The 10,973-nt window shown below is 39.2% G+C and carries 11 protein-coding genes; 9 read left to right on the forward strand and 2 right to left on the reverse strand.

The window, feature by feature from the left end:
* A partial coding sequence (locus tag FFO06_RS22175; RefSeq protein WP_236097197.1) for a DUF7149 domain-containing protein occupies positions 1–214 on the reverse strand: 214 nt, incomplete at its 3' end.
* Positions 215–313: 99 nt separating this feature from the next.
* On the opposite strand from FFO06_RS22175, the gene FFO06_RS20075 reads away from it, so the two are divergent.
* A complete protein-coding gene (locus tag FFO06_RS20075; protein ID WP_137909611.1) occupies positions 314–1,273 on the forward strand; it encodes an AEC family transporter in 960 nt (319 codons plus the stop codon).
* Between the two features lie 191 nt (positions 1,274–1,464).
* Positions 1,465–2,328 (forward strand): M23 family metallopeptidase, encoded by an 864-nt coding sequence (locus FFO06_RS20080; protein WP_137909612.1) that lies wholly within the window; start codon positions 1,465–1,467, stop codon positions 2,326–2,328.
* 7 nt (positions 2,329–2,335) lie between these two features.
* Here the strand turns inward: FFO06_RS20080 and FFO06_RS20085 are convergent, their stop codons facing one another.
* Positions 2,336–3,040, reverse strand: coding sequence for a L,D-transpeptidase (locus FFO06_RS20085; RefSeq protein ID WP_137909613.1), 705 nt, complete (start codon positions 3,038–3,040; stop codon positions 2,336–2,338).
* 45 nt (positions 3,041–3,085) lie between these two features.
* On the opposite strand from FFO06_RS20085, the gene FFO06_RS21260 reads away from it, so the two are divergent.
* The 7 genes from FFO06_RS21260 (at position 3,086) to leuS (ending at position 10,727) form a co-directional block, all read left to right on the forward strand.
* Positions 3,086–3,223 carry a hypothetical protein gene (locus tag FFO06_RS21260; RefSeq protein WP_162501217.1) on the forward strand — a complete coding sequence of 46 codons (138 nt, stop codon included), beginning with the start codon at positions 3,086–3,088 and terminating at the stop codon, positions 3,221–3,223.
* 19 nt (positions 3,224–3,242) lie between these two features.
* Positions 3,243–3,899 carry an RNA polymerase sigma factor SigG gene (locus tag FFO06_RS20090; protein ID WP_137909614.1) on the forward strand — a complete coding sequence of 219 codons (657 nt, stop codon included), beginning with the start codon at positions 3,243–3,245 and terminating at the stop codon, positions 3,897–3,899.
* 101 nt (positions 3,900–4,000) lie between these two features.
* On the forward strand, positions 4,001–4,465 hold the full coding sequence (locus FFO06_RS20095; protein ID WP_228036523.1) for an anti-sigma factor family protein: 465 nt from the start codon (positions 4,001–4,003) through the stop codon (positions 4,463–4,465).
* A 210-nt stretch (positions 4,466–4,675) separates the two neighbouring features.
* Entirely contained in the window at positions 4,676–5,137 is a 462-nt protein-coding gene (locus tag FFO06_RS20100; protein ID WP_236097198.1) for a hypothetical protein, read from the forward strand.
* Positions 5,130–7,073: a caspase, EACC1-associated type gene (locus tag FFO06_RS20105; RefSeq protein ID WP_137909615.1), complete on the forward strand. Its 1,944-nt coding sequence runs from the start codon at positions 5,130–5,132 to the stop codon at positions 7,071–7,073. Before FFO06_RS20100 ends, FFO06_RS20105 begins: the two co-directional genes overlap by 8 nt.
* Entirely contained in the window at positions 7,073–8,020 is a 948-nt protein-coding gene (locus FFO06_RS20110; RefSeq protein WP_137909616.1) for a c-type heme family protein, read from the forward strand. The genes FFO06_RS20105 and FFO06_RS20110 overlap by 1 nt, the downstream gene beginning before the upstream one ends.
* A 127-nt stretch (positions 8,021–8,147) precedes the next feature.
* The gene (gene leuS / locus FFO06_RS20115; protein ID WP_137909617.1) at positions 8,148–10,727 is read left to right on the forward strand and encodes a leucine--tRNA ligase; all 2,580 of its coding nucleotides are present in this window, start codon (positions 8,148–8,150) and stop codon (positions 10,725–10,727) included.
* The last annotated feature ends 246 nt before the right edge of the window (positions 10,728–10,973 follow it).

Raw genomic sequence — 10,973 nt, forward strand, 5'->3', positions numbered from 1 at the left:
CTTGAGTATTAATAAAGTGATTAGAACTGTAATATGTGTTCTTTAAAAAGTCAGCAATCAGGTTTTTATGAAATTCCTCTGATTCAGATTCGTTAATTTTTGCAATTAGGTTTTTTAGATGTTTTTTGAAAGTTTCAATATCATTTCTAAAAGGATTGATTTTGAGCAAGGCTTTATTTAATGATTCTCTGGGTTGTGTTTTATTTCCTATCATTAGTTTTAATCGTGATTTTTATCAGCAATGAGTATTGTAACTCATGATTTGCAACTATAATTACTCATACAGCGGGCAAAAATAACTAACCACTTGATCATGATTGAAACCCTATTCAAAGCTTATACTCCCCTATTTACTTGGATAGGGTTAGGTCTAATATTATCTCGATTTAGCTCCGATAAATTTGCCAAGTGGTTAGGACAGTCACTATACTGGGTAGGAGTGCCACTACAATTGTTAGTATTAGCACGTCATACTAATGCGGTAAATGGCGAATTAATACCATTTATAGGATTAGTAGTGTTACTACTAAGTTTAGTTTTAGCACTGTTGACTTGGTGGTTTTGGCAATTGTTTAATCAAATCAAGGCAGAGCAGAAAGGCGTAGAAGTATCTACATCTTTTAAAAAAGCGAGTTTAGGAAGTTTTATTTTGGCAACAATTTTAGGAAATACGGGTTTTGTTGGAATAACACTAACACAAGTGCTAACAGGACCAGAAAATAATGATTGGGCGGTATTATTTAGCGTCACAAATAATGTTGTTGGTACTTATGGAATTGCTGTCTTAATTGCCAGTTATTTTGGACAGAGAGCCACTGAAAATCATTGGTGGATACAATTACGAGATATAGCTACTGTTCCTAGTCTGTGGACGTTTTTCATTGGGTTAAATACCCAATTTGTGCAATTACCCGCAGTGATTGAGTCAGGTTTAGATCAGGCTGTGTGGGTGGTAATTGCTCTCGCTTTGTTGCTAGTTGGTTTGCGACTAGGAACAATAAAAGAATATCAAAATCTGGATATTGCCATTATAGCAAGTATTTTGAAAGTTTTGATTATTCCTTTATTAGTAGGATTAGGTGCGACTTATGCGGGTATGATTGGGGAACAGCGTCTAGTTTTGGTACTTATGTCAGGGACACCCACGGGACTTTCTGTACTGATTTTAGCGGAAGTTTACGACTTGGATCGGAATTTATTAGCCAGCAGCATTGCTTTAACCTTTATTGGTTTATTTTTAGTGCTACCTCTGTGGTTAATTTGGTTTGGCTAAATCTATAATTCAATATGATTCAGCGTAGTCTGGGTTGAGAAAACCCAATATAGGTGGTTAATTAACGGTTGGCTTTGACTGCTAAACCTCTCCCCGTTCACAGGAAGAACCTTAAATACTGTTGTTATCCTGTTTTTATTCTGTTTTTATTCTGTTTTTATTCTGTTAATCTTTTAATTTTGATTCTGACAATGAGCAACCGTGTTAAGATACTCTTGGGCATAATTACTGCCATTCCCATGGCTTTAGGCTTACCCGCAAAGGCTTTAGAAGTACAGATCATGCCTAAAAATCCCCAATTGGGAGATACAATTTCAGTATTAATTGAGGCGGATGATCAGAAAAGTCTTAGTAATCCTACGGTGACAGTTGGCGAAAAAAACTATCCAGCTTTTGAAATTGCACCCCGTCAATACCGTTCCTTTATTCCCACAACTCCCTTAGAAAAAGCTGGAGTGAGAACGATTAAAGTTTTCGAGGAGGGACAGGAACAAAAACTATCCGTACAAGTGCGCGATCGCAAATTCCCAGTCCAACGCATCACTTTACCACCGGGTAAAGCTGGGGTTGGGGCGACCGAGTATGAACTCAAGCGAGTAGCCGAATTTAAAGCCCTCCAGACACCGGAAAAATACTGGAACGGTGTTTTTCTCACCCCCAACGCAGGGAGAACATCCACTAGATATGGTGTCCGTCGCTACTACAATGGTGTATTTGCGAATGATTACTACCATCGTGGACAGGATTACGCGGGAGCGGCAGGATCATCTGTCACAGCCCCTGCTGCGGGAAGAGTTGCTTTAGTGGGGACAGTATCCCAAGGCTTCCGGGTTCATGGTAACGTCATCGGCATTGATCATGGTCAGGGAGTAGTCAGTATTTTCATGCACCTGAGTCGTATAAATGTTCAAGAAGGTGATTTTGTCAAAGCTGGTCAAAAAATTGGTGCAGTAGGTTCAACTGGTGCATCTACTGGACCACACTTACACTGGGGTTTGTATGTAAACGGACAATCAATTGATCCATTACCGTGGAAATCCCAGGAAATTAAATGAACCTAATTCAATCACGGACTAATACAGGTGTATTTAAAGAAACTTGGCTATACAACATCCGTACATCAGGATTACGCATTCTCAGACAACCATGAGAAACAGCTGCTCCCACTAAATCAACATCTGGTGTACCATGAAAGCCAATTTCATTGCGGCCATCTGACCAAAAACCAATCCATCTATCCCCCAAAGGACTATTAGTACCACCGTCAAAGATAGCTCCTGTAATGGGATGTCGCCAAATGGGATGATGTTCCTTGTGGATAACTTGAAAATTGCCGGTGGGTGTTTCCCAACCCTTTTTACCAATAGCGATAGGGTAACTAGCTATTACCTCATCATATCGAGAGACATAAACACGGCGATCGCTTAAATCTACTACAACTTGGGTAGTGTCCGCCGCTGATACTGGTGGGCTTGTATTGTTAATTGTACCTGTAATACTAGCCAAACTTGACTGGGGTTGTTTCTGATCAGAATCTAAGTTAATTGTCCCAGCTTTTTGGGGAGAGGTAGGTACGGAAGCCGCAATTGCACTTTCCCCAGTCACCAGTGAATCCTGCGGATAGACCCCTGTAGACCTGGAATAATTTAACTCCCCTGCTCCTGTTTTTCTTGTCGTTTGCAAGTGGACAGCTAGAGATAAAATTGCTGTACCAAAACAGAGAAACATGACCATACTCGCTAGAGATTCATTTCTTGCCATTGCTATCGCCTATTATTTCTCCCTGACATCTCCTGGGAACTAGTAACTGATGTGAATTTTACCAATTACCAATTACCAATTACCCATTACCCATTACCAATTACCCTATTTCCGTCTTTCAATTATAAACCCGTCACCCTTGGGGAACTTTTAATTAATTATCCAGTCAAATCGGGAAGAGTGATTTGATTTAAAGCCAATCCGATCCATGAGTCAATCCATTAGTGTATCCTGGTCAACAGTTGGTGCCACCTACCCAGCAGCATCGGTGCAAGTTGACAAACTCTCAAACCACGATCTTATTTTACGCTGTCAAGTCGGATTGCGTCCAGACCGTGCTGCCTTTGCAGAACTGCTACGCCGTCATCAAACCCAAGTTGATCGAGTTTTATATCATTTAGCCCCTGATTGGTCTGACAGAGCCGATTTAGCCCAAGAAGTTTGGATTCGTGTCTATAGAAATATTGGCCGATTACAAGAACCTACCAAGTTCCGGGGTTGGTTAAGTCGTATTGCCACTAATTTGTTTTATGATGAATTACGTAAACGTAAACGGGTGGCTAGTCCCCTCTCGCTAGATGCTCCCCGGAGTCTAGAAGATGGTGAAATGGATTGGGAAATTGCCGGTGATACACCAAGTCCAGATGAGCAAATGACTACTAGAGAATTTTATGAGCAGTTGCGAGAAGCGATCGCGGATTTACCTGAAGCTTTTCGGACTACTATTATCCTGAGAGAAATAGAAGGCCTCTCTTATGAAGAAATTGCCGAAGTTACCGGAGTTTCTCTAGGAACTGTGAAATCTAGAATAGCCAGAGCCAGATCTAGATTACAAACTCAATTACAAAGCTATCTAGATATATAATCTACATCATGTTTCCTCAATTCTCTGACAGAATTTAAGAAGTATTAACGACTGTCAGCGAAAATATATATTTTCTGCTACTGAGCAGCAAAAACGAATCAATGAGTAATATGGATATGCAAAAACGCGACTGTTTTGAGTTATTAAGTGCTTATCTGGATGGCGAAGTAACAGCTACTGAACGGAGGCAAGTCGAAGAGTGGTTATCAACGGATGCCTCCGTCAAGTGCTTATACAAGAGACTATTAAACCTTAGACAAGGGTTACAAAACATACCTGTTCCCCCAACTAATCAGTCATCGGAAACCACAATTGAGCAAGTATTGAAGCGTGTTAACCGACCCTATGACTTGGCCTGGATGTTTGCTGGGGCGGCCTTAGCAGCTTGTATTCTGGGTACAGTTTCCAGTTTATTCCCCGGTAACTCATCCAGAATACTACAGGTGGCAGAAACGACAGAATTAACACCGACCATGACACAGCCAGCAACCTCTGATTCTTCTCTAATGGTAGCTTTAAACAAACCAGTCATGGAAATTCCGAAAACAGCAATAGCCCCCAAATAAAAGCTAGTTAATAACCTCAATTAAATAAATAATTTATATAAATAAACTATAAATAAACCACAACTGCTCCACCAGCCATCAAGTGGTATACTTAATTTTGGGCTTTTTCCTGTTTGTAATCATTTTTACTCCCACTAATACTCTATTTTACTGCCAATTCCATAAATTTGACAATATTGGCATAAGTTTACCTTAGAGTATGCTAAAACAGTGATCACTACTAAAATAGCCATTAAGACGACGCAAACAGGACATAATGGCACTGTGGAGGTAAATATGACCAATGATCGCACAATTCAGGTTACTTTTGCTGTTGATTACCCAGAATTAGACGATAACAGACGACAAAAAATAGCCGTTAATCTACTGCGGGAATTGCGAGATTTAGATGAAGTGGAGAAAGCATATCTTAGCGAAGATATGTACCCAGAACCAGGAAGCAAACCAGGATTTGCCACTTTAATCGGATTTATTACAGCTAAAGTCAATATACAAAATATTAAAGGTTTTTTCAGCTTTTTGAGCGATCGCTTGGGAGATAAACCCATAAAAGTTAGTGTCAAGGTCGGTGATAAAGAAGTCATTATCGAGGCTAAAAGCCGTCAAGAACTGCTAGAAAGCGAAAAAATAGCAAAAGACCTATTAGCTGCAATGGGTGGTGACAATGGCTAAAAAAATAGCACTGCTGATTGGAGTTAGCGAGTATGGTGAAAATATCCCACCCCTATCATCTGCGCTCAATGATGTAGAGGCTATGGAACGAGTTTTAAAAAATCCGAACTTAGGAAACTTTACACAGGTAGAAAAACTACTCAACCCTAATTCAGAAGTTATGAGAATAGCAATTCTCAATCTGTTTAAAAATGCAGAAAAAGAGGACTTATTATTATTCTTTTTTTCTGGACATGGGATGATTAATGACGATAATCATCTCTATTTAGCAACTTGCAATACGGCTAAAGATAATTTTGAAGCTACCGCTGTAGATGGAAATTTTATTCAAGCGCAGTCGAGAAATTGTTATTCTAAACGACAAGTTTTAATTTTAGATGCTTGTTACAGTGGTGCTTTTGCTAATGGTTGGCACACAAAAAGTATTGGTGTAGATATCAAAAAACAATTAGGTGCAGAAGGACGAGTTGTGATGACATCTTCTGGTGCAACTCAAACTTCTTTTACACAAGAAGGTGCAACACTTTCACTCTATACTCAATATTTAGTTGAGGGAATTGAGACAGGTGCAGCAGATAATGATAGTGATGGTAAAATTCATATTCAAGAACTACACGCTTACGCTAAAGCAAAAGTCCAAGCTGTAAAACCTAATATGAAACCAGATATTATTCTGGATAAGGAAGGATATGATATTTTATTGGCTTATACTCCTAAAAATCCAGAAGTAGAGTATCGTAAATTAGTTGAAAAATATACTCAAAATGGTGAACTAAAAAAAGTTGCTATTTTAGTTCTAACAGAAAAACGGAAAACTTTGGGAATTACAGATGCAGTAGCCAAGGAAATAGAAAGAGAAGTTTTAGAACCTTTTCGGAGACGGTTAGTAAATTTAAAAAGTTACCAACAATATTTTGCAGAAGAAGTCGAGCAGAAATATCCTTTAAATGAACAAACTTTGAAGATATTAAAAGATTATCGCCAAGATGTTTTAGGTTTGAGAGATGAAGATGTAGCATCTATTGAGTTAGAAATTACATCTGGTAAAGAAGCAGAATATCAAAAACAGCGAGAAGCAGAAGCAGAAAAAAACAAATTTGGTTATCAGTTAAAAACTTTTGAGTTTGAAACCGCTGAGATAAGTTTAAAAAGTCAATTACTGGGTCTTGTAAGAAAACCGGAAATTAAATATATTCCTAAAAGTGGGAAGTATTTTACGGAAGACATAGGAAATGGTGTATTTCTAGAAATGGTAAATATTCCCGGAGGAACTTTCATAATGGGTTCTCCAGAAAATGAGGAAGGTTACGACAAATCTCAAAGTCCACAACATCAAGTTACAGTTTATGGGTTTTTCATGGGTAAATATCCAATCACACAAAAACAATGGCGAATTGTAGCGGCTTTACCCAAAGTAAACATTAATTTAGAACCTGAACCATCACAGTTTCAAGGTGAGAATTTACCTGTTGAGGGTCTATCATGGTATGAAGCCCAAGAATTTTGTGCCAGACTCTCGCAAAAAACAAATAAAGCCTATCGCTTACCTAGTGAAGCAGAATGGGAATATGCCTGTCGTGGAGGAACAACCACAGCATTCTATTTTGGGAAAACAATTTCCCCAGAATTAGCCAATTATGATAGTAAATATCAGGGAAAAACCACAGAAGTTGGAAAATTTCCCGCCAACCCTTTCGGTTTATATGATATGTGTGGCAATGTATGGGAATGGTGCGAAGACGGGTGGCATGAAGATTATATAAACGCCCCTGATGATGGTAGTGTGTGGCTAAATAATAGCAATAATAGACGAGTGCTGCGCGGAGGATCTTGGTTCATTCCTTCTGAAAATTGCCATTCCTCTTTTCGTTTTTATGCAGATGCCGGTTTTTGCGGTTGTAACCTGTTTGGTTTTCGTGTTGTATGGGGTGAATAATGAAAATATTGGCACTAATACCCAAAAATTTTAACCTCAGCAAGAAACTAACTACCCTCATGCTTGCAGTTTTTCTGGTAGGGATTATTTTTAGCGGTGTGGTTTATTATAAGATTCTGCATCGAAATGCCGAAAATGAAGTACAGACACAAGCTAATTTACTGATTTCAACTGTGGACGCTATTCGGAAATATAACGCGGAGAGAGTGACTCCTTTATTAGAAAAGCAATCAGAAGAGAAAATGTTAATAGAAGCAATTCCTTCTGTTGCTATGGTCAAGGTATTTGATATTTTTACCAATGCTATTCAAGATAAGTATGGTGAATATCGTTATAGAAATGCGATGATTAACCCGACAAATATCAAGGATAAAGCTGACGAAAATGAGATCAAGATTATCGAGAAATTAAGCCAACAATATAAACCAAAGGGGAAAAATATAGCTGAAGGTTATCTCACCATGAATGGGGAAAACAAGCGCTATTTTTATACAGCCCGTCCTATCATAATTGAAAAGTCTCAAACTAGTTGCTTGAGTTGTCATACCAGTTTGGAAACATCTCCTCAATCATTACAGGCTTTATATAAACAAGGTGTATATACTGGTAATAACGGATTTGGCTGGGAATTGGATAAAGTTATCGGCACTAAAATTATTTACGTCCCTGCTGATAAAGTTGATAAAATTGCCAAGCAAAATTTTCTGATCATTCTAGGAACTTTTATGGCGATTTTTGCTATATCCATATCGTTAGTCAATCTCTGGCTGAAACAACATATTGTTAGACCTCTTAATCAAATCACTCAAGTTGCAGAGGCCGTGAGTTTAGGCGACATGGATGCTAATTTTGAGAATGAATACAAGGATGAAATAGGTCGTCTAGCGGACGCATTCAGGCGTGTAAAAACGACCTTAGAAATTGCCATAAAAAGGCCGCGTTCCTAAATTGAGGTATCAACTTCGCTGAAATTAATTCTCAAAACTCTTACTTTTGCACTTCTGCGTGAGAAAAAATTATATCTAAATTATGCCACAATAGCGAGATTAGGTAACAGCATTAGGAGTTTTAATTGTGGAGTCCCCCCAAAAAACATCATACCAACCAGCCGCAATTGAGGAAAAATGGCAAAAAACATGGTTAGAACTTGGCTTAGACAAAACGCCTCAAGACCAAAATAAGCCAAAATTCTACGCGCTTTCCATGTTCCCTTATCCCTCCGGTAGCTTGCACATGGGTCACGTCCGTAACTACACAATTACAGATGTAATCGCTCGCCTCAAACGGATGCAAGGGTATCGTGTATTACATCCAATGGGTTGGGATGCCTTCGGACTACCCGCAGAGAACGCCGCCATTGATAGAGGTGTACCCCCTGCCAAATGGACATATCAAAATATTGCCCAAATGCGGCAACAATTACAACGTCTGGGTTTATCCTTAGATTGGGAATGTGAAGTTGCTACCTGTTCTCCTGATTACTACAAGTGGACACAGTGGATTTTTCTGCAATTTTTAGAAGCTGGTTTAGCTTATCAAAGAGAAGCGGCAGTTAATTGGGATCCCATTGATCAAACTGTATTAGCAAACGAACAAGTTGATAATGAAGGACGTTCTTGGCGTAGTGGAGCAATAGTAGAACGTAAATTATTGCGTCAATGGTTTTTCAAAATTACCGACTACGCAGAAGAATTATTAAATGATTTAGATAAACTCACAGGTTGGCCAGAACGAGTTAAATTAATGCAAGCCAACTGGATAGGAAAATCCACTGGTGCTTATTTAGAATTTCCGATTGTCGGCTTAGATGAAAAAATCGCCGTTTATACCACCCGTCCCGACACCGTTTATGGCGTGAGTTACGTCGTTTTAGCCCCAGAACACCCCTTAACTCAAGTGGTGACAACTTCAGACCAAAAAGCAGCGGTGGCAGCCTTTATCAAGGAAGTCAGCAACCAAAGTGAGTTAGAACGGACTGCGGAAGACAAACCTAAACGGGGTATTCCTACGGGTGGTCAAGTTATTAACCCCTTTACCGGGGAAGAAGTACCGATTTGGATTGCAGATTATGTACTCTATGAATATGGTACAGGTGCGGTAATGGGTGTACCAGCCCATGATGTGCGAGATTTCAAATTTGCCAAAGAACAGAATTTAGCAATTAAAGTGGTGATTGTCCCGGAAATTGGTGCAGAGGAAACTTTAAAATCAGCCTATACAGAAGCGGGCATTTTAGTTAATTCTGGTGACTTCAATGGGATGAATTCTATAGATGCAAAAAAGGCCATTATTGAATTTGCCGAACAACAAAACTTTGGTAAATTAAGAGTACAATATCGCCTCAGAGATTGGTTGATTTCTCGACAACGTTATTGGGGCGCACCTATCCCTGTGATTCATTGTCCCGAATGTGGAATTGTCCCCGTACCAGAAAAAGATTTACCTGTACAATTACCAGAAGAAATTGCATTAAGTGGCCGTGGTGGTTCACCTTTAGCACAATTAGAAAGTTGGGTAAATGTCACCTGTCCAACTTGCGGTACTCCTGGGAAACGGGAAACCGATACAATGGATACTTTTATTGATTCTTCTTGGTATTTCTTGCGTTATTCTGATGCCAAAAATGAAGAAAAGATTTTTGATTCTGGTAAAGTAAATGATTGGATGCCAGTAGATCAATATGTAGGGGGAATTGAACACGCAATTTTACATTTATTGTATTCGCGTTTCTTCACTAAAGTATTGAGAGATAGAGGTTTATTTAACTTTGATGAACCATTTCAAAAGTTATTAACTCAGGGCATGGTACAGGGTTTAACTTACATGAACCCGAAAAAAGGTGGTAAGGATAAATGGATTCCTTCGCATTTAGTTGATGCTAATAATCCTGTAGATCCGCAAACTGGCGAACCTTTACAAAAGCTATATGCTACCATGTCCAAATCAAAAGGTAATGGTGTTGCGCCGGAAGATGTGATTAATAAATATGGCATTGATACGGCGCGAATGTTCATTTTATTTAAAGCACCTCCAGAGAAAGATTTAGAATGGGATGAGGCTGATGTTGAGGGACAATTTCGCTTTTTAAATCGGGTTTGGCGGTTGGTTACAGATTACGCATCTGCGGGAGTTTGTCAGCAAAAAGCAGAAGTTGATAAGTTAAATAAAGCGGAAAAAGATTTACGTCGCTTCATTCATATTGCTATTCAAGCAATTACCGAAGATGTGCAGGATGAATATCAATTTAATACGGCTATTTCGGAATTGATGAAGTTAAGTAATGCGTTAACTGATGCTGATTGTCATAATTCCCCAGTTTATGGGGAAGGGATGCAAACTTTGGTGATTATGTTAGCGCCTTTTGCACCACATATTGGTGATGAATTATGGCAATTACTAGGGCATAAAAATTCTGTCCATACCCAACCTTGGCCAAGTTTTGATCCTGCGGCTTTGATAGTTGATGAAATTACTTTGGTAATTCAAATTATGGGTAAAACTCGCGGTTCTATTCAAGTTCCTGCAAAAGCTGATCAAGCAGAGTTGGAAAAATATGCGCGGGAGTCGGAGGTGGCACAGCGTTATCTTGAAGGAAAGGAAGTTAAAAAGGTGATTGTTGTTCCTGGTAAGTTGGTGAATTTCGTTTTGGGTTAGGTTTTTGGTTTGTAGGTTGGGTAGAACGAAGTGAAACCCAACTGAGGTACACCTTATGCGGGCAAGATGCCCGCACCACAAGAGTTTTATCATTACTGTACTTCATAATACCGGAAACTACTGAGGTACACCTTATGCGGGCAAGATGCCCGCACCACAAGAGTTTTATCATTACTGTACTTCATAATACCGGAAACTACTGAGGTACACCTTATGCGGGCAAGATGCCCGCACCACAAGAGTTTT

The sequence above is a fragment of the Dolichospermum planctonicum genome, assembly GCF_005402965.1.
Lineage (GTDB): Bacteria > Cyanobacteriota > Cyanobacteriia > Cyanobacteriales > Nostocaceae > Dolichospermum > Dolichospermum planctonicum.

Coding starts and splice junctions, on each gene's coding strand:
- FFO06_RS20075 (WP_137909611.1), top strand. CDS start 314: ATGATTGAAACCCTATTCAAAGCTTATACTCCCCTATTTACTTGGATA.
- FFO06_RS20105 (WP_137909615.1), top strand. CDS start 5,130: ATGGCTAAAAAAATAGCACTGCTGATTGGAGTTAGCGAGTATGGTGAA.
- FFO06_RS20090 (WP_137909614.1), top strand. CDS start 3,243: ATGAGTCAATCCATTAGTGTATCCTGGTCAACAGTTGGTGCCACCTAC.
- FFO06_RS20095 (WP_228036523.1), top strand. CDS start 4,001: ATGAGTAATATGGATATGCAAAAACGCGACTGTTTTGAGTTATTAAGT.
- FFO06_RS20110 (WP_137909616.1), top strand. CDS start 7,073: ATGAAAATATTGGCACTAATACCCAAAAATTTTAACCTCAGCAAGAAA.
- FFO06_RS20080 (WP_137909612.1), top strand. CDS start 1,465: ATGAGCAACCGTGTTAAGATACTCTTGGGCATAATTACTGCCATTCCC.